This window comes from Streptomyces sp. CB01249, from assembly GCF_001905735.1.
Taxonomy (GTDB): Bacteria; Actinomycetota; Actinomycetes; order Streptomycetales; family Streptomycetaceae; genus Streptomyces.
The window spans coordinates 1,185,491-1,202,975 of the sequence record NZ_LISW01000001.1; the positions used below are offsets into that span (position 1 = coordinate 1,185,491).

Consider the following 17,485-nt stretch of genomic DNA (forward strand, 5'->3'; position numbering starts at 1 on the left):
CGCAGAAGTCACCGGCCGGCCGGGTGCGCGCCGCCCCCGTCCCCACGGTGCGGCGCGAGCGGGCCGCCGTCATCCGCTCGGACGACGGCCCACGTCTGTCAGGACCCGGACGACGGGGCGTCCAGGCCGAGTGCGGGAAGGACCGCACCCTCCACGAAGCGGACCAGGTAGGTCTCGTCCGCGTGGGTGCCGGCCAGCATCGGGCGGGCCCGCATCACGCCGAGCAGCTGCGCGGAGACGAACTCCGCCGCCGGATTGTCCGGCGCCACCTCGCCGCGCTCGACTCCACGCCGTACGAGCGCGTCGACCGCGGCCATCTCCGGCAGGATCAGCGACTCGCGCAGCGCGCACAGCAGCTCCGGGCTCTGGAGCGCCGCATGGCTCAGCGCCAGCATCAGGGGCGTGTCGCGGCCCGCGCCCTCGCCGATCGCCCGCGCCGCCTCCAGCAGGTCGCCCGCCAGCGAACCGGTGTCGATCTTCCGCAGGGCGCCGCGCCGGGTGCCGTGCAGGGCGGCCACCACCAGCTCGGGCTTCGAGCCCCACTGGCGGTAGAGCGTGGACTTGCCGCAACGGGACCGGGCGGCGACCCCCTCCATCGTCAGCGACTCGTAGCCGTTCTCCCTCAGCATGTCGAGCACGGCGGTGTAGAGCTCCTGCGCCCGCTCCGGCGTGATCTTCGAGCGGCGCTGCGCGGGGGTCTGCTCCTGCTCGGTCCGCTGCGGCGACATGTGCCTTCCCTCTCTGCGACTCTGCGACGAGGTCCATCGATACGCCAGTGTACCGATACGCGTGTGTACCGATACGCCGCCGTATCGGTACACTGGCGTATCGATAAGGGCGGACGTCCGCCGAAGCGCATCAGCAAAGGGGCACCGGGTGAAGTACGCCGGCACCACGCCCGCCGATCGGAAGCCGGACACGTTCGCCCGCCCGCCCCTGGTCCGCGAGCTTCTTCTCGTCGTCGGGCTCTTCCTGATCTACAAGCTCGGCCGCCAGGCCGCGAACGGCCATGTGGACGAGGCGTTCCGCAACGCGGGCCACGTCTGGGACGCCGAGCGCGCCGCGCACCTGCCCGGCGAGGGCGCGGTCCAGGGCCTGCTGCTGCACAACGAGACGCTGATCCACCTTGCGAACACCTACTACGCGACCGTGCACTTCCCGGCCACGCTGCTCTTCCTGGCCTGGCTCTACTGGCGCAGCCCCCGCCACTACGTCTGGGCGCGCCGCGTCCTCGCCGCGCTCACCGGCGCCGCGCTCGCCCTGCACCTGCTCTTCCCGCTCGCCCCGCCGCGCCTGCTCGCCGCCACCCACCTCGTGGACACCGGCCAGGTGTACGGACCTTCGGTGTACGGGGCCCAACCGGCCACGGACTCCATGGCCAACCAGTTCGCCGCGATGCCCTCGCTGCACTTCGGCTGGGCCGTCATGGTCGGCGTCGGCCTGGTCGTGGCCACCCGTTCCCGGTGGCGCTGGCTGTGGCTGCTGCACCCGGCGATCACCCTGTTCGTCATCGTCGGAACCGCCAATCACTACTGGCTCGACTCGATCGTGGTGGCCGCGCTGCTCTCCGTCTCGCTCGCCGCGCTCCGCCTCGCGCGCGCCGAACCGGTCCGCCCGCCGCAGCCGTGGCCGTCCGTCGTACGGCAGCGGGAGCACGGTGCGGTGTACGCCACCTCCGGGGCGCACCGGTGAACGCCACCCTGGTCGCCGTCGCGCTCTCCCTCGTCTCCGCCGCCGCCTACGCCGCCGCGGCGGTCGCCCAGGCCCGGCTGGCCGGCCGCACAGCGCCCGGCACCGGCGCGCTCCGGCTCCTGGGGCGCGGCGCCTGGTGGTGCGCGGTCGGCCTGAACGCGGGCGGCGCCCTGCTCCACGTGGCCGCCCTGAAGTACGGCCCGCTCACCCTGGTCCAGCCGCTCGGCGCGCTGACCCTGGTCGCGGCCGTCCCGCTCGGCGCCCGGGCGGCGGACCGCCGGGTCACGGTCACCGAGTGGCGCGGCACGCTGCTCACCCTGCTCGGCCTCGGCGCCCTGCTCCTGACGGCGGGCGGCGCCGCCCCGCACGAGACCCTGACCATGACCGAGGCGCTGGCCGTGGGCGCCGGAACCATGGCGCTGGTCGCCGGGCTCAGCCGCCCCGGCGCCCGCCCCGGGCTGCGGCACGCGGCGGCCTCCGGCATCACGTCCGGCGTCGCGTCCGCGCTCACCCAGACCCTGACCGTCGCGGTGACCGACCACACCGGACCGCTGCTCAGCGCGCGCCTGGTGGTCGTCGCCGTGCTGGTCTCCGCCTTCGCGATGGGCGGGCTGCTGCTCTCCCAGACCGCCTACCGGGGCGGGCTCGGGGCCCCGCTCGCCGTCGTCACCCTCGCCAACCCGGTCGCCGCCGCGGCCATCGGCCTGGCGCTGCTGGGGGAGCGGTTCCAGGGCGGACCGGCCGGACTGGTCCCGGCACTGATCGGCACGGTGGCGGCGGTCCGGGGCGTGATCCTGCTGACCCGCGCCCAGGCGCAGACCGCGCCCGCGGTGGCCGGTGCCGCGCCGCCCGCCCCGTCGCGGGTGGTCATCAGCAGCCCCCGCGTCGCCCGCCGCGAGCAGCGCCGCCGGGTCGGCGCGGGACGCCAGTGAATCCGTACGCCGTACGCGTCACGGGGCGCGCGGTCACGTCGGCCGCGGGTAGTCCTCCAGCGCCCGGGTGATCCACCCGATCCAGAAGTTCTCCAGGTCGATGCCGCCCCGCAGCACCAGATGCCGCAGCCGGTCCCCGGGGGTGTCGCGCTCCGGCGGGAAGTCGCGGACCTCGATCTCCCGGTACTCCGCCAGCTGCCGCCGGTGCAGTGCGAGGTGACGGCGCAGCTCCGCGTCGAGGCCGGGCGCCCCGACGACCGCCGCCGCCCGCATCCGCAGCAGCAGCGGATCGCGCACCTGCTTGGGGTCCTCCTGCCGGGCCACCCAGGCGGACAGCGCCTCGCGGCCCGCCGGCAGCACCTCGTACTCCTTCTTCTGCCCCCGGGCCGGCTGTGCGGGTTCCAGCGCCCTGATCTGCCCGGCCTGTTCCAGCTTGCCCAGCTCGCGGTAGATCTGCTGGTGCGTGGCGGACCAGAAGTAACCGATCGACCGGTCGAACCTGCGGGTCAGCTCAAGCCCCGACGAGGGCTTCTCCAGCAGGGCGGTGAGGATCGCGTGCGGCAGTGACATGGGGTGCATCCTAGGGACGGACGGCCGGGTCTCCCCCGGCCGTCCGGTTCAGAGGGCGGCTGCGAGCTCCGTGCCCTGCCGGATCGCGCGCTTGGCGTCCAGCTCGGCCGCGACGTCGGCGCCGCCGATCAGGTGCGCCTCGCGGCCGGCGGCGCGCAGCTCCTCGTACAGGTCCCGGCGCGGGTCCTGCCCCGCGCACAGCACGATCGTGTCGACCGGCAGTACGTGCCGCTCCTCGCCCACCGTGATGTGCAGGCCCTCGTCGTCGATCCGGTCGTACGTGACGCCCGCCGTCATCGAGACCCCGCGGTGACGGAGCTCGGTGCGGTGGATCCAGCCGGTCGTCTTGCCGAGGCCCGCGCCGACCTTGCTCGCCTTGCGCTGGAGCAGATGGACGGTGCGCGCAGTCTTCGGGCGCTCCGGGGCCGCGAGGCCGCCGCGCCCGCGGTACGCGGTGTCGACGCCCCACTGCCGGAAGAACACCTCCGGGTCCAGGCTCGCCTCCTCGCCGCCGTCCGTCAGGAACTCCGCCACGTCGAAGCCGATCCCGCCCGCGCCGACGAGCGCGACCCGGTCGCCGACCGGCGCGCCGTGGCGCAGCACGTCCAGGTAGCTGACGACGCTCGGGTGGTCGACGCCGGGGATCGCGGGCGTGCGGGGAGTGACCCCGGTGGCCAGCACGACCTCGTCGTAGCCGTCGAGGTCCCCGGCGCCGACCGGAGTGCCGAGCCGCAGGGCGACCTTCTCCTCCGCGAGCCGGGTGCGGAAGTAGCGCAGCGTCTCGTTGAACTCCTCCTTGCCGGGCACCCGGCGGGCGACGTTCAGCTGACCGCCGATCTCCTCGGCCGCGTCGAAGAGCGTCACCTCGTGGCCGCGCTCGGCGGCCGTGACCGCGCAGGCGAGACCGGCGGGACCGGCGCCGACGACGGCGACGCGCTTGCGGGTCCGGGTCGGCGACAGGACGAGTTCCGTCTCGTGGCAGGCGCGCGGATTGACCAGGCAGGAGGTGACCTTGCCGCTGAAGATGTGGTCCAGGCACGCCTGGTTGCAGCCGATGCAGGTGTTGATCGCGTCCGCGCGCCCCGCCGCCGCCTTCGCGACGAAGTCCGGGTCGGCGAGGAACGGCCGGGCCATCGACACCATGTCCGCACGGCCCGACGCGAGCACCTGCTCCGCCACCTCGGGGGTGTTGATCCGGTTGCTCGTCACCAGCGGTACGGAGACCGCCCCGCGCACCTTCTCGGTGACCCAGGTGAACGCGGCCCGGGGGACCGAGGTCGCGATGGTGGGGATACGGGCCTCGTGCCAGCCGATGCCCGTGTTGATGATCGTCGCACCGGCCGCCTCGATCTCCCGGGCCAGGTGCACGACCTCCTCCAGGGAGGAGCCGCCGGGCACCAGGTCCAGCATCGACAGCCGGTAGATGATGATGAAGTCGTCGCCCACGCGCTCGCGGACCCGGCGCACGATCTCGACGGGGAACCGGATGCGGTTCTCGTACGAGCCGCCCCAGCGGTCCTCGCGGTGATTGGTCGCCGAGGCGATGAACTCGTTGATCAGATAGCCCTCGGAGCCCATGATCTCGACGCCGTCGTACCCCGCGCTCCGGGCCAGCGCCGCCGCCGTCGCGAAGTCCTCGATCGTCGCCTCGACCTCGTCGTCGGTCAGGGCGTGCGGGGTGAACGCGCTGATCGGCGCCTGGAGCGCGCTCGGCGCCACCAGGTCCGGGTGGTGCGCGTACCGGCCGAAATGCAGGATCTGCATGGCGATCCGGCCGCCCGCCTCGTGCACCGCCGAGGTCACCCGGGCGTGCTCGGCCGCCTCCGCCTCGGTGGTCATCTTCGCCCCGCCGGGGAACGTGCAGCCGCGCTCGTTGGGCGCGATGCCGCCGGTGACCATGAGGCCGACGCCGCCCCGGGCGCGCTCGGCGTAGAAGGCCGCCATGCGCTCGAAGCCGTTCTCGACCTCCTCCAGGCCGACGTGCATCGACCCCATCAGGACCCTGTTCGGCAGGGTGGTGAACCCGAGGTCGAGCGGGCTCAGAAGGTGCGGATACGGGCTCATGCGGCGGCTCCTCGCTGTGGCGTCGCCCCAGTTCTAATCCACCGCCGCACCATTGTGCAACAAGTTGCACAATGGTGTTCGTCGCACTGTGTCACGGCTCACGGCCCGGCGTGAGTCGCCCGGATGGAGTAACACCGCGGTCCCCGTGCTCCGTGGGGCGCGGAGAGTGGTGACGTACGGAAACGAGGGGCCCGTGCCGTCCGGGCGGGGCCCCGGAACCCACCGGAGACCCCCATGGGCTGCGTCAACCGTCACGACCTCGGTCTGCTCGTCCTGCGCGCCGGCACCGGCGCGGTGCTCGCCGCGCACGGAGCGCAGAAGCTCTTCGGCTGGTTCGGCGGCGGGGGCATCGAGGGGACCACCGCCGCGATGGAGGCGATGGGCTTCCATCCGCCGAAGCACAGCGCGCTCGCCGCCGGGCTCGGCGAGGCGGGCGGCGGCGTGCTGCTCGCCCTGGGCCTGGCCACCCCCGCCGCCGGTGCGGCGGCGGCCGGGGCGATGGCGGGCGCGGTGGCCGTCCACGCCCCCGCGGGCTTCTTCGCGCAGGGCGGCGGCTACGAATACCCGGCGTTCCTCGGCTTCACCGCCGCCGCGATCGGCCTGACCGGCCCCGGCCGCTACTCCGTCGACCATGCGACGGGCCACGCGTTCAACCAGCCGTGGACGGTCGCCCTGGCCTTCGCGGGCAGCGCGGCGGCGGCCGCGGCGGTGGTCGGCAAGCGGGCGCGGGCGCGCATGCCGGAGCCGGAGGAGTTCTGAGGGGTCCCCCTCAGCGGCGCCCCTTCGACGCCGCGACCAGCTCCGGGACCGTGCCGAACTTCACCCTCGGGCGCCCGCCGTCCCGGCCCCGCGCCCGCTCGGCCCGGTCGATCGCGGCCAGACCGCGCGCGTCGACCACCTGGCGGCTGCGGCCCCGGACCAGGCGGCCGAACGCCTTGGCGGGGTGGGCGGGGGAGGGGAGCGCACCGGCGACCGCGTCCGCGAGCAGCGTGCCGACCGTCTCGGCGGCGCAGGTGCGGTTGGCACCGATGCCCCCGGAGGGCCCCCGCTTGATCCAGCCGACGACATACGTGCCGGACCGGCCCGCCACCCGGCCGCCCTCGTGCGGCACCGTGCCGCTCGCCTCGTCGAAGGGCAGCCCGGGCACCGCGAGGCCCCGGTAGCCGATGGCCCGCAGGAACAGCTGCGCCGGTATCGCGGACTCGCCCCCGTCCGCCGTGACCCGGACGCCCTCCACGTCGTCCCGGCCGGTGATCTCCACGGGCGCCGAGTGGAAGCGGAGCACGATGCGCCGCCCCTCCGCAGGCGGCCGCGTCCAGTCCACGGACTTCCGGCGCACCCCGCGCAGCACGGCGGCCGCGCTGCCCGGGACCGCGTCCTCGATCGCGTGGCCGATACGCGGATCGTGGTCGTCCACCACCAGCTCCACGCCCGGAAGATGCTTGAGCGCGAGCAGCTCGGACGACGTACAGGCGGCGTCCTCCGGGCCGCGCCGCCCGAGCAGCACGACCTCGCGCACCCCGGAGCCCCGCAGGGCGGCGAGCGCGTGGTCGGCGATGTCGGTGCCCGCGAGCCCCGCCGGGTCCGCGACGAGGATGCGCGCCACGTCGAGTGCCACGTTGCCGTTCCCGGCGACGACCACCCGCTCGGCCCGGGACAGGTCCACCGTGTCCGGAGCCACCTCCGGGTGCGCGTTGTACCAGGAGACGAACGAGGTCGCCGCGATGCTCGACGGCAGGTCCTCGCCCGGGATCGAGAGCCGGCGGTCGGCGCCCGCCCCGACCGCGTAGATCACCGCGTCGTGGTGCGCCGACAGCTCCTCGGCGGAGAGGTGCGTACCTATCTCGACCCCGAGGTGCATCCGCACCCTGGGGTGGGCGTGGAACCGTGCGAAGGTCTCGCCGACCCCCTTCGTCCCCGGGTGGTCCGGCGCGACGCCGTACCGGACGAGCCCGCCGGCCACCGGAAGCCGGTCGATCAGGGTCACCTCGGCGTTGGTGTGCAGCAGCAGGTCCTCGGCCGCGTACATCCCGGCGGGCCCGGTGCCGACGACCGCGACCCGGATCGGCGCGAAGTCGGCCGGCAGGCTCCGCTCGAAGGAAGGGGCGCCCCAGGCATGGAAGTTGGGCCCGGTGGCGGGCTCCGGCTCCCGGTCCGCGTAGTAGGCCGCGTTGATGGCGGCGTACTCCTTGCGCGCCCCGAAGAGGCTGTCCACCGGGAAGATCGCGTCCACCGGGCAGGCGTCGGCGCAGGCCCCGCAGTCGATGCAGGTCTCCGGGTCGACGTACAGCATCTCCGTACGGCCGAAGTCCGGTTCCTCCGGCGTCGGGTGGATGCAGTTGACGGGGCACACGGCGACACAGGTGGCGTCGTTGCAGCAGGTCTGGGTGATGGCGTAGGTCATGGCTCGGGCTCTCGGCTCGGGTCAGATCAGGTCGGCGCGCTTGTAGAAGAACAGGGCCGGCTTCGTCAGCAGACGGGCCGAGGCCAGGAACTCCATCAGCCCCGAACAGCTCGACCGCATCAGGGACTTGTGGTGCTCGTTGGTCTTCGCCTCGGCCCGCGCCCGGGCGGCGTCCAGACCGGCGTTCGCGTAGACGTCCCGGTTCACCATGCTGGTGACGATGTAGTACGAGGCGATGGCGACGACGAGCGCGTTGAGGTGGCGGCGCACCGGGCCCGCGTCACGCAGCCGCTTGCGGGTCTCGTCGCGGGCGAACTTCATGTGGCGGGACTCCTCCACCACATGGATGTTGTTGATCGTGCGGACGAACGGCGCGACGCGCTCGTCGCGCATCCAGTCGCGCTGCATCACGTCGAGCACCTCCTCCGCCACGAGGATCGCCGCGTACGCCGCCTCGCCGAAGGCAAGGGTCTTGAAGGCGCGGCCCAGTTCGACCACCGGGCGGCGCGGCCGGTACGCCGGTGCGCCCAGCTTCGCCGCGCCCCGGGCGAACATGATCGAGTGCCGGCACTCGTCGGCCACCTCGGTCAGCGCCCACTGGAAGCGCGGGTCGGTCGGGTCCTTGGCGTACATGTCCCGCAGCACCATCTGCTGGAGGATCATCTCGAACCAGATGCCGGTGCTGGCGACGGAAGCGGCCTCCTGCCGGGTCAGCGCCTTGCGCTGAGCCTCCGTCAGTTCGCCCCAGTACGCGGTGGCGTAGAGGGTGCTCCACTCGGGGCTCGCCCCGTGGTGGTCCGTGTCGAGGGGGGTGTCCCAGTCCACCTCGGTGGCCGGGTCGTACGAGAGCTTCGCGGACGAATCGAGCAGGCGCCGGGCGACGTCCTGCTCGGCGGCCCGGTCCTGGTCCTCCGGCCGAACGGTGCTGCTTGCCATGCTGCGGCTCCTTGACTCGAGAGATCGGCCCCGGCGCCGTCCGGCCCTCATCGGGTACGGCCCGATGAGATCGCCGGCCGTCGGACGCCGCCCTCGCTTGTTAGACGCGACGTCTAGCAAGCTGTTAGACGGAAGGTATAGCAAGAGGCACGCGCTCACTACCCCCGCGTAGGAAATTCGTACGTTCTCTCCACGGTGCGGGCGTCACCCCGGGGTTGGCGCGGGCCCTTGTCCGCGGCTCGGGGCGCGGGGGACGATGGTGATCTGCCGCGGCCCGGCGGCGCCGGCCCCGGGCAGTCCGACCCGGGGGAGCGTCATGGTCATCGCCGCCGTCTACTTCGTCATCGCCGTCTCCGCGGCCGTGTCCCTCGCGCGGAGCCTCGACCGGCAGATGGAGGGCCCCCGGCTGCGGGCCGCATGGGCCGGGCGCACCGCCGAGGCGCGGTGCACGGGCGTTCGCACGGAGGAGGCGCAGGATGCCGAGGGGGTCCTGATCACCCAGTCGCACGCCATCCTGGAGTTCCGCACGGAGGCCGGCCGGACCGTCTCCTTCGAGGAGCGCCGCCGCCAACTGGACGCAGCGGAGGGTGACTTCGTGACCGTGTACTACGCGGAGGACGCCCCCGAGGGCGCGACCGCGCAGGCTCCGGGCTTCGGTACCCGGCGCGCCAGGGAGTTGGTGGCGGGGCTGGGGTGCGCCTTCGCGCTGGTGACCGCGGCCGTTCTCGCCGACGTGCTCTGAGGAGACGCCCCGGTTGGGCCCGTAACGTCCCGGCTCCGACCGGGCGTTGACGTGCCCAAATCAAGAAAGCGCCATCTTTTCGTGTTCACATACTTGTACGGCAAGTCTTGGCACCCCTATCCTCGCCCATCAGAAAGCGCTTTCCATCTCTCTTCGACGAATGGGAACGAACATGAGGCGACCAGTCGCACTGAGACTTTCTGCGGCGCTGTCCACGATGGCCCTGGCGGCCGCGGCCGGAGCGGTCCTGACGATGCCCGCGGCATCCGCCGCCGTCGCGGGCGGCGCCACCGGCTACGCGAGCCAGAACGGCGGCACCACGGGCGGCGCGGGCGGGCAGACCGTACGGGCCACCACCGGGACCCAGATCCACCAGGCCCTGTGCGGCCGGGCCAGCAGCAGCACCCCGATCATCATCGAGGTCGAGGGCACCATCAACCACGCCAACACCGCCAAGGTGTCCGGCGACAGCTGCAACACGGCGGCCGGTGTCATCGAGCTCAAGCAGATCAGCAACGTCACCCTCGTCGGCGTCGGCAGCGGGGCCGTCTTCGACCAACTGGGCATCCACATCCGCCAGTCCAGCAACATCATCATCCAGAACGTGACCGTCAAGAACGTCAAGAAGTCCGGCTCGCCCACCTCCAACGGCGGCGACGCCATCGGCATGGAGAGCGACGTCCGCAACGTCTGGGTCGACCACGCGACCCTGGAGGCGTCCGGCGGCGAGGACGACGGCTTCGACGGCCTCTTCGACATGAAGGACAACACCCAGTACGTGACGCTGTCCTACAGCACCCTGCGCAACTCCGGCCGGGGCGGCCTCATCGGCTCCAGCGAGACCCAGCTCGACAACGGCTACGTCACGTTCCACCACAACCTGTACGAGAACGTCGACTCGCGCACACCGCTGCTGCGCGGCGGCATCGCCCACATCTACAACAACTACTACGTGAAGCTGAACAAGTCCGGGATCAACTCCCGGGCCGGTGCCCACGCCAAGGTGGACAACAACTACTTCAAGGACTCCAAGGACGTCCTGGGCACCTTCTACACCGACACCACCGGGTACTGGCAGGTCAGCGGCAACACCTTCGACAACGTCACCTGGTCCTCGCCCGGCACCGAGAACCACCCGGCCGGCCCGAACCCGCAGTCCAACACCACGGTCAGCATCCCCTACGCGTACACCCTCGACGCGTCCTCCTGCGTGCCCGCGATCGTGACCAGCACGGCGGGCGCCAACAAGGGGCTCAAGGTCTCGGACGGCAACTGCTCCACGACGAACCCGACCGATCCGACGGACCCCACCGACCCGACCGATCCCACGGACCCGACCGACCCGACCACACCCGCCGGCACCAACCTCAGCCTCGGCGCCGGTGCCGACGGCTCCAGCAAGGCGAGCGGAACCAGCTACGGCAACGTGCGCGACGGTGACCTGAACACCTACTGGTCCCCGGCCGGATCGACCGGCTCCATCTCCGTCAAGTGGCCCTCCGCCACCACGGTCTCCGCCGTCACCATCCGCGAGGCCGCGGGCGCCCAGGGCGTGACCGGCTCCTGGCGGCTCCTGAACGCCGACACCGGAGCGGTCCTCAAGACCGGCAGCGGCGCGGGCACGATCACCATCCCGGCCACCTCCCTGCGCAAGATCACCTTCGAGATCACCTCGGCCGGTGGCACGCCGAGGATCGCCGAGTTCGAGACGTACGCGGGATAGCGGCCCCGCCCGCACAGCCGGGCCGGTCCGGGGAGCTCCACCCTCCCCGGGCCGGCCCTTCGCGCACCACTGCGCCGGACGGATGGGCGCGGCCCGCGAATCGGACGATCAAGGAAGAACGCCCGGCCCCGTATGACCACCATGGAGCCGGGCAGGCGGTACGCAAGGGCACCGCCCCGGCGGGCAGCCGGCAGATCCGAGACGGGGAGCCGGCACCCGAGGAGACCATCGACAGCGTCGAGGCCCGCGACAAGGCGCAGACGCAGGAGAGGACGACCGCTGTGAAGCAGGAGACCGCGGAGAAGGCAGCCCAGGCCACCGTCCAGGTGCGCGACAAGGCGGCACTGGTCGCCCAGAAGCTGAAGGAGCGCACGCCGGACCCCGTGCTGGAGAAGACGGCCCAGGCCGCGGCCCAGGTACGCGAGAGCGCGGCGAAGGCCGGACAGTACGCGGCGGACAAGGCGCCGGAACCCCTGCGGGAGACCGCGGGCCAGGCCGCCACCGCGGCGCGCGCCCACCGCACCCCGCTGCTCGCGGCCGGGGCCCTGCTCGCGGTGGTCATGCTGGTCCGCCGCGGCCGGGGCCACCGCCGGTGAACGCGGCCAAGATCGCCTACAAGCCGGTCGGGCTCATCCTGGGCGCCGCGGGCGGCATGCTCGCGGGCATGGCGTTCAAGCAGGTGTGGAAGGTCATCGAGGGCGAGGGCGATGCCCCCGACGCCATGGACGAGGACCGCCGCTGGAGGGAGATCCTGCTCGCCGCTGCCGTCCAGGGCGCGATCTTCGCCGTGGTCAAGGCGGCGATAGAGCGTTCCGGCGCGGTGACCGCCCGCCGCCTGACGGGCAGCTGGCCGGGCTGAAGCGGCGCGGCGGAAACGGAGGGGGCCGACGCCGGATCTCGGGCGCCGGCCCCCTCCGCGTACCAGGAACCGCCGGCAGGCGCACGCGGGCCGTGCGCGGGCGAACCCGGCGTTCTTCGGGGAACGTGGATCACATGACTCCTTCGCAGACCCCCGACCCGGACCGGGAACGCCGCGAGACCACAGGACCGCAAGCCGCCGGCGGAGTGCCGCCCGGGGAGACGCCGCCCCCTGAGAGCGGCCTGTCGGGGGCGGGGCCCCAGGACACCACGTACAACCCGCCGAAGGGCTGGGCCAAGGCCCCGATGGCGCTGATCATCGGCATCACGCTGCTCATGGCGGCGTTCTTCCTGGTGTACGCGATCATCCTGCTGCTCTGACGCGGGGGAGCGGCGACCCGAACCCGAACAGCCGAACCCGCCCGGCGGGAAGGCTGTGTCCGCGCGCCCGCACGGGCGGCCCGCCCTGCCGGGTGCGTCGACCTCGCATAGCTTGAGGAAAAGGCGCATACATGCACGTTCCGAAGGAGTCGACGCACGTGACGGACGTATCGAGCAGGGGGCCCGCCGCCGGTGACGAGCGCGAGACGCTCACCAACCGGCAGGGCCACCCCGTGTACGACAACCAGAACCAGCGCACCGTCGGCGCCCGCGGCCCGGCCACGCTGGAGAACTACCAGTTCCTGGAGAAGATCAGCCACTTCGACCGCGAGCGGATCCCCGAACGCGTCGTGCACGCCCGGGGCGTGACCGCGTACGGCTACTTCGAGGCGTACGGTGCCCTCGGCGACGAGCCCGTCGCCCGCTTCACCCGCGCCAAGCTCTTCCAGGAGCGCGGAAAGCGCACGGACGTCGCGGTGCGCTTCTCGACCGTCATCGGCGGCCGGGACTCCTCCGAGGCGGCGCGCGACCCGCGCGGTTTCGCGGTGAAGTTCTACACCGAGGACGGCAACTGGGACCTCGTCGGGAACAACCTGGGGATCTTCTTCATCCGGGACGCGATCAAGTTCCCCGACGTCATCCACGCGCTCAAGCCGGACCCCGTCACGTTCGAGCAGCAGCCGAGGCGCATCTTCGACTTCATGTCGCAGACGCCCGAGTCGATGCACATGCTGGTCAACCTGTTCAGCCCGCGTGGCATCCCGGCGGACTACCGCCACATGCAGGGCTTCGGCGTCAACACGTACAAGTGGGTCAACGAGACCGGCGAGTCCTTCCTCGTGAAGTACCACTGGATGCCCAAGGCGGGCGTGCGCAGCATGACCGAGGAGGACGCGGCCAACGTACAGGCCGACGGCCTCGGTCACGCCACGAAGGACCTGTACGAGGCGGTGGGGCGCGGGGCCCACCCGGAGTGGGAACTGCTCGTCCAGCTGATGGACGACCACGACCATCCGGAGCTGGACTTCGACCCGCTGGACGACACCAAGACCTGGCCCGAGCAGGACTTCCCGCCCAAGGCGGTGGGCCGGATGGTGCTCGACCGGATGCCGGAGAACTACTTCGCGGAGAACGACCAGATCTCCTTCGGCACCGGTGTGCTGGTGGACGGGCTCGACTTCTCCGACGACAAGATGCTGGTGGGCCGCACCTTCTCGTATAGCGACACCCAGCGCTACCGGGTCGGGCCCAACTACTTGCAACTGCCGGTGAACCAGGCCAAGAACGCCACGGTGCGCACCAATCAGCGCGACGGCCTGATGACGTATCACGTGGACGGCGGCGGCGGGAACCCGATCGTCAACTACGAGCCGTCCATCACGGGCGGCCTGCGTGAGGCGCACTACCCCACGCACGACGAGGTGGGCCCCGAGGTGCGCGGCCGGCTCACCCGCAAGCGCATCCCCCGGACCAACGACTATCTCCAGGCCGGGCAGCGCTACCTCCTGATGGAGCAGTGGGAGCGCGACGACCTCGTGCTCAACCTCGTCAACCTGCTGTCGCAGTGCGACCGGCCGGTCCAGGAGCGGATGGTCTGGCACTTCCTGCTCGTGGAGAACGAACTGGGCCTCAAGATCGGTAAGGGGCTCCGCATCACTCCGGCGGACGTGAAGGACCTGGAGCCGCTGCCCGGCCAGACCCTCACCGACGAGGACCGGCAGCGCCTCTCCCGCCTCGGCGACAACCCGCCGCGCGACGTCACCGGTCTCACCATGACCCACTGCGTTCCCGACGAGCGCCACGTCGTCACCCGCTGACGCGACCGGCCCTCCCGCGCGTCCGCCGCGGGAGGGCCGGCCCGGTGCGGTCAGTGCTTGAGCGTCAGCAGACCGGGCCGGTACGGCAGGAGACCGTAGTCACCGCCGGACTGGGGGCTGCGGCCCTGGTAGAGCAGCTGCAGGTTGCAGGGGTCGACGGTCATGGTCTGGTCGGCGCTGGTGCGGATCAGTTCGCCGTGGCTGATGTCGTTGGTCCAGGTGGCGCCACTGTTGGCCTTGCCCGCGAAGGGGTTGCCCTCGGTCGCGGCCTGGGGCGTCCACGACCCGTTCAGGCTGGTGGCCGTGAACGAGCGGAAGTAGCGGCCCTGGGAACCGATCGCTTCGACGATCATGAGGTAACGGTTCTGGCCCTGCAGCTTGTACACCTGCGGGGCTTCGAACAGGTTGTTCGTGGTGTCGCTCATGACCACGGTCGAGGACGACCCGAAGCTGCCCGGGAAGTTACCGATCGGCATGCTCGCCCGGTAGATCTTGCCGTTGTCACCCGCGAAGAACAGGTACATGTTCGTCCCGTCCCCGATGATCGTCTGGTCGATCGGTCCCGTGCCGGAGCCGCTGATGCTCCCGGAGAAGAGCGTCTGCGGGGCCGACCAGCCGTTCGCGTTGGTGGGGTCGTTCGACGTCCGGTACGAGAAGGCGGTCGCGCCCCACTGGTAGGTGAGCACCCAGATGTTCTTCGGCGCGAAGTAGAAGAGCGTGGGTGCGACGGTCCCGGAGGACATCGCGTTCTGCCCGGCCGACGCCATGTCCGACCAGTTGGTGAACGGGCTGAAGTTCATGGACCCCCAGCTCGACCCCAGGTCGTGCGTCGTCGCGTAGACGAGTTGCTTGCCGTTGTACGGGACGACGGTGAAGTCCTTCAGCGAGGCCCAGCCGGACCGGGGCTGCGCCAGCGCGCCCGTGGAGCTCCAGCTGTAGGAGGACGGGAGCTCGCACGTACCGGTGCCGGGGTTCTCGTCGCCGGCCTTCACCAGCTTCCACTGCTGGTTGGCGCCGCTCCAGTCGTCGTACTGGACGATGTTCGCGCCGTCGGCGGTGGAGGCGCCCTGCACTTCGAGGGCCTTGCCGCTGTGGCGCGAGATCAGCCGCACATATCCGTCACCGCTGTCGGCGAGCCGCCACTGCTGGTTGGTGGCGTTCAGATCGGTCCACTGGACGATGGAACCGCCGTTCGCGGACGACCAGTTGTAGACGTCCAGCACCTTGCCCGAGTGGCGGGACCTGATGCGGTAGTAGCCGTCGCCGGAATCGACGAACTGCCACTGCTGCTGGGCCTGGTCGTTCCGGGACCACTGGGTGATGCGGGCGCCGTCATCGGTCGCCAGGTTGTATACGTCCAGCGCCTTGCCGCTGTTGCGGTTGACCAGCACGTACGAGGCGCTGGGGTCCACGGTCGCGGCGGCGGCGGGCTGCGCACCGAGGAACCCGGCGACGAGCAGCAGGGGCGCCAGGACGGCGAGCAACCGTCCTCGGCGGAAGGGAAACAAGGGGCGACACCGCATGGGGGGACCTCCTGAGAGCAGGGGTTTGAGGGCAGAGACATCGCCGAAATGTTTCGAGCAGGGCTCGGCGTGTGGTGCCACAAGCTAGAAATGTTAGCGCTCACAGTCAAGGTGTACGGCGGATTCTCTTGCGAAGAACTCCGCGTCAGGCGTTTCGAAATATTTCGTTTCGAACTCGGAAACATTCTTTGGCCGAAGTATTGACGAGTCACGGTCAAAGCCTCAATCATCCGTTGCTGAGCGGGCCACGCGGCCCGCCCCGCTTCGGTCCTTCCCCGATCCCCCCTACCGAGGAGGCACAGCCATGGGCTCGTATGCCCTTCCGAGATCCGCTCTCAGCCGGCCACTGCGCGCACTGCTGCCGGCCCTGCTCGTCGGCGTCCTGGGCGCTTCCGCCGCACTGGTCGCACCGTCGGACGCGCACGCCGCCGAGACCACCCTCGGTGCCGCCGCGGCGCAGAGCGGACGCTACTTCGGCACCGCCATCGCCTCGGGCAAGCTCGGCGACTCGGCCTACACCTCGATCGCGTCCCGCGAGTTCAACATGGTGACGGCCGAGAACGAGATGAAGATCGACGCCACCGAGCCGCAGCGCGGCCAGTTCAACTTCAGCGCCGGCGACCGCGTCTACAACTGGGCGGTGCAGAACGGCAAGAAGGTGCGCGGGCACACCCTCGCCTGGCACTCCCAGCAGCCCAGCTGGATGCAGAGCCTCAGCGGCAGCTCCCTGCGCCAGGCGATGATCGACCACATCAACGGTGTGATGGGCCACTACAAGGGCAAGATCGCCCAGTGGGACGTCGTGAACGAGGCGTTCGCGGACGGCAATTCGGGTGGTCGCCGCGACTCCAACCTCCAGCGCAGCGGCAACGACTGGATCGAGGTGGCCTTCCGTACCGCGCGCGCCGCCGACCCGGCCGCCAAGCTCTGCTACAACGACTACAACATCGAGAACTGGAACTGGGCCAAGACCCAGGGCGTGTACAACATGGTCAAGGACTTCAAGCAGCGCGGCGTGCCCATCGACTGCGTCGGCTTCCAGTCCCACTTCAACAGCGGCAGCCCGTACGACAGCAACTTCCGCACCACCCTGCAGAGCTTCGCCGCCCTCGGCGTGGACGTGGCCATCACCGAGCTCGACATCCAGGGCGCGTCGGCCTCGACCTACGCCAACGTGACCAACGACTGCCTGGCCGTATCGCGCTGCCTCGGTATCACCGTCTGGGGCGTCCGCGACAGCGACTCCTGGCGATCGAGTGACACGCCGCTGCTGTTCAACAACGACGGCAGCAAGAAGGCCGCCTACACCTCCGTCCTGAACGCCCTCAACGGCGGCTCCACCACGCCCCCCGACCCGGGCGGGAACGAGGGGAGCGGGCAGCTGAAGGGCGTCGCTTCCGGCCGTTGCGTGGACGTGCCCAACTCCAGCACCTCGGACGGCGCCGCGGTCCAGCTGTACGACTGCCACAACGCCACCAACCAGCAGTGGGCGTCCACCTCCGCCGGGGAACTGCGGGTCTACGGCAACAAGTGCCTGGACGCCGCCGGCAGCGGCAACGGCGCCAAGATCCAGATCTACAGCTGCTGGGGCGGCGACAACCAGAAGTGGCGGCTCAACTCCGACGGATCCATCGTCGGCGTGCAGTCGGGACTCTGCCTCGACGCCGTGGGAGCCGGCACCGCCAACGGCACCCAGCTCCAGCTCTACACCTGCTCGGGCGGCAGCAACCAGCGCTGGGCCCTGTCGTCCTGACAAGGTCCCGCCTCGGCCTCCTCGCCCGACGGGGAATCCGCTGAGAGCCCCGGGGGCCACCGCCGTCACGGCGGTGGCCCCCCGCGGCGT

At 71.4% G+C, this 17,485-nt stretch carries 16 protein-coding genes; 10 read left to right on the forward strand and 6 right to left on the reverse strand.

Annotated features, from left to right (window positions below; translation table 11 throughout):
• Positions 1-98: 98 nt before the first annotated feature.
• Entirely contained in the window at positions 99-728 is a 630-nt protein-coding gene (locus AMK18_RS05015; protein ID WP_073861781.1) for a TetR/AcrR family transcriptional regulator, read from the reverse strand.
• A 148-nt stretch (positions 729-876) separates the two neighbouring features.
• Here AMK18_RS05015 and AMK18_RS05020 point away from each other — a divergent pair, with 148 nt between their 5' ends.
• Positions 877-1,692 (forward strand): phosphatase PAP2 family protein, encoded by an 816-nt coding sequence (locus AMK18_RS05020; protein WP_073861782.1) that lies wholly within the window; start codon positions 877-879, stop codon positions 1,690-1,692.
• Positions 1,689-2,624 carry a hypothetical protein gene (locus AMK18_RS05025; RefSeq protein WP_079199222.1) on the forward strand — a complete coding sequence of 312 codons (936 nt, stop codon included), beginning with the start codon at positions 1,689-1,691 and terminating at the stop codon, positions 2,622-2,624. Before AMK18_RS05020 ends, AMK18_RS05025 begins: the two co-directional genes overlap by 4 nt.
• A gap of 33 nt (positions 2,625-2,657) precedes the next feature.
• Here AMK18_RS05025 and AMK18_RS05030 read toward each other — a convergent pair whose 3' ends face one another.
• Positions 2,658-3,194, reverse strand: coding sequence for a PadR family transcriptional regulator (locus AMK18_RS05030; protein ID WP_018100043.1), 537 nt, complete (start codon positions 3,192-3,194; stop codon positions 2,658-2,660).
• 48 nt (positions 3,195-3,242) lie between these two features.
• The gene (locus AMK18_RS05035) at positions 3,243-5,258 is read right to left on the reverse strand and encodes an NADPH-dependent 2,4-dienoyl-CoA reductase (protein ID WP_018100042.1); all 2,016 of its coding nucleotides are present in this window, start codon (positions 5,256-5,258) and stop codon (positions 3,243-3,245) included.
• Positions 5,259-5,492: 234 nt separating this feature from the next.
• On the opposite strand from AMK18_RS05035, the gene AMK18_RS05040 reads away from it, so the two are divergent.
• Positions 5,493-6,017 (forward strand): DoxX family protein, encoded by a 525-nt coding sequence (locus AMK18_RS05040; RefSeq protein ID WP_073861783.1) that lies wholly within the window; start codon positions 5,493-5,495, stop codon positions 6,015-6,017.
• A gap of 10 nt (positions 6,018-6,027) precedes the next feature.
• Here AMK18_RS05040 and AMK18_RS05045 read toward each other — a convergent pair whose 3' ends face one another.
• The gene (locus AMK18_RS05045) at positions 6,028-7,662 is read right to left on the reverse strand and encodes an FAD-dependent oxidoreductase (protein WP_073861784.1); all 1,635 of its coding nucleotides are present in this window, start codon (positions 7,660-7,662) and stop codon (positions 6,028-6,030) included.
• 21 nt (positions 7,663-7,683) lie between these two features.
• Positions 7,684-8,598, reverse strand: coding sequence for an AurF N-oxygenase family protein (locus AMK18_RS05050; RefSeq protein ID WP_073861785.1), 915 nt, complete (start codon positions 8,596-8,598; stop codon positions 7,684-7,686).
• Positions 8,599-8,914: 316 nt separating this feature from the next.
• Between AMK18_RS05050 and AMK18_RS05055 the strand changes: the two genes are divergently transcribed.
• From AMK18_RS05055 to AMK18_RS05080, 6 genes are all read left to right on the forward strand, one after another.
• Positions 8,915-9,340 (forward strand): DUF3592 domain-containing protein, encoded by a 426-nt coding sequence (locus tag AMK18_RS05055; protein ID WP_073861786.1) that lies wholly within the window; start codon positions 8,915-8,917, stop codon positions 9,338-9,340.
• Positions 9,341-9,512: 172 nt separating this feature from the next.
• Complete coding sequence (locus tag AMK18_RS05060) at positions 9,513-11,063, forward strand: pectate lyase family protein (protein WP_073861787.1); 1,551 nt, start codon at positions 9,513-9,515, stop codon at positions 11,061-11,063.
• A gap of 281 nt (positions 11,064-11,344) precedes the next feature.
• On the forward strand, positions 11,345-11,659 hold the full coding sequence (locus AMK18_RS05065; protein ID WP_018100036.1) for a hypothetical protein: 315 nt from the start codon (positions 11,345-11,347) through the stop codon (positions 11,657-11,659).
• Complete coding sequence (locus AMK18_RS05070; protein ID WP_018100035.1) at positions 11,656-11,922, forward strand: DUF4235 domain-containing protein; 267 nt, start codon at positions 11,656-11,658, stop codon at positions 11,920-11,922. Before AMK18_RS05065 ends, AMK18_RS05070 begins: the two co-directional genes overlap by 4 nt.
• 134 nt (positions 11,923-12,056) lie before the next feature.
• Positions 12,057-12,302 (forward strand): DUF6480 family protein, encoded by a 246-nt coding sequence (locus AMK18_RS05075; RefSeq protein WP_073861788.1) that lies wholly within the window; start codon positions 12,057-12,059, stop codon positions 12,300-12,302.
• Between the two features lie 158 nt (positions 12,303-12,460).
• Positions 12,461-14,119: a catalase gene (locus AMK18_RS05080; RefSeq protein WP_073862296.1), complete on the forward strand. Its 1,659-nt coding sequence runs from the start codon at positions 12,461-12,463 to the stop codon at positions 14,117-14,119.
• Between the two features lie 50 nt (positions 14,120-14,169).
• Here AMK18_RS05080 and AMK18_RS05085 read toward each other — a convergent pair whose 3' ends face one another.
• Positions 14,170-15,642: a non-reducing end alpha-L-arabinofuranosidase family hydrolase gene (locus tag AMK18_RS05085; protein ID WP_073861789.1), complete on the reverse strand. Its 1,473-nt coding sequence runs from the start codon at positions 15,640-15,642 to the stop codon at positions 14,170-14,172.
• A 304-nt stretch (positions 15,643-15,946) separates the two neighbouring features.
• Between AMK18_RS05085 and AMK18_RS05090 the strand changes: the two genes are divergently transcribed.
• Positions 15,947-17,395, forward strand: a complete 1,449-nt coding sequence (locus AMK18_RS05090; RefSeq protein ID WP_073861790.1) for an endo-1,4-beta-xylanase — start codon at positions 15,947-15,949, stop codon at positions 17,393-17,395.
• The last annotated feature ends 90 nt before the right edge of the window (positions 17,396-17,485 follow it).

What these genes read in the sequence shown, in the direction of transcription:
- AMK18_RS05015 (WP_073861781.1), bottom strand. Translation starts at nt 728, where the DNA reads ATGTCGCCGCAGCGGACCGAGCAGGAGCAGACCCCCGCGCAGCGCCGC.
- AMK18_RS05030 (WP_018100043.1), bottom strand. Translation starts at nt 3,194, where the DNA reads ATGTCACTGCCGCACGCGATCCTCACCGCCCTGCTGGAGAAGCCCTCG.
- AMK18_RS05035 (WP_018100042.1), bottom strand. Translation starts at nt 5,258, where the DNA reads ATGAGCCCGTATCCGCACCTTCTGAGCCCGCTCGACCTCGGGTTCACC.
- AMK18_RS05040 (WP_073861783.1), top strand. Translation starts at nt 5,493, where the DNA reads ATGGGCTGCGTCAACCGTCACGACCTCGGTCTGCTCGTCCTGCGCGCC.
- AMK18_RS05045 (WP_073861784.1), bottom strand. Translation starts at nt 7,662, where the DNA reads ATGACCTACGCCATCACCCAGACCTGCTGCAACGACGCCACCTGTGTC.
- AMK18_RS05050 (WP_073861785.1), bottom strand. Translation starts at nt 8,598, where the DNA reads ATGGCAAGCAGCACCGTTCGGCCGGAGGACCAGGACCGGGCCGCCGAG.
- AMK18_RS05055 (WP_073861786.1), top strand. Translation starts at nt 8,915, where the DNA reads ATGGTCATCGCCGCCGTCTACTTCGTCATCGCCGTCTCCGCGGCCGTG.
- AMK18_RS05060 (WP_073861787.1), top strand. Translation starts at nt 9,513, where the DNA reads ATGAGGCGACCAGTCGCACTGAGACTTTCTGCGGCGCTGTCCACGATG.
- AMK18_RS05075 (WP_073861788.1), top strand. Translation starts at nt 12,057, where the DNA reads ATGACTCCTTCGCAGACCCCCGACCCGGACCGGGAACGCCGCGAGACC.
- AMK18_RS05085 (WP_073861789.1), bottom strand. Translation starts at nt 15,642, where the DNA reads ATGCGGTGTCGCCCCTTGTTTCCCTTCCGCCGAGGACGGTTGCTCGCC.
- AMK18_RS05090 (WP_073861790.1), top strand. Translation starts at nt 15,947, where the DNA reads ATGGGCTCGTATGCCCTTCCGAGATCCGCTCTCAGCCGGCCACTGCGC.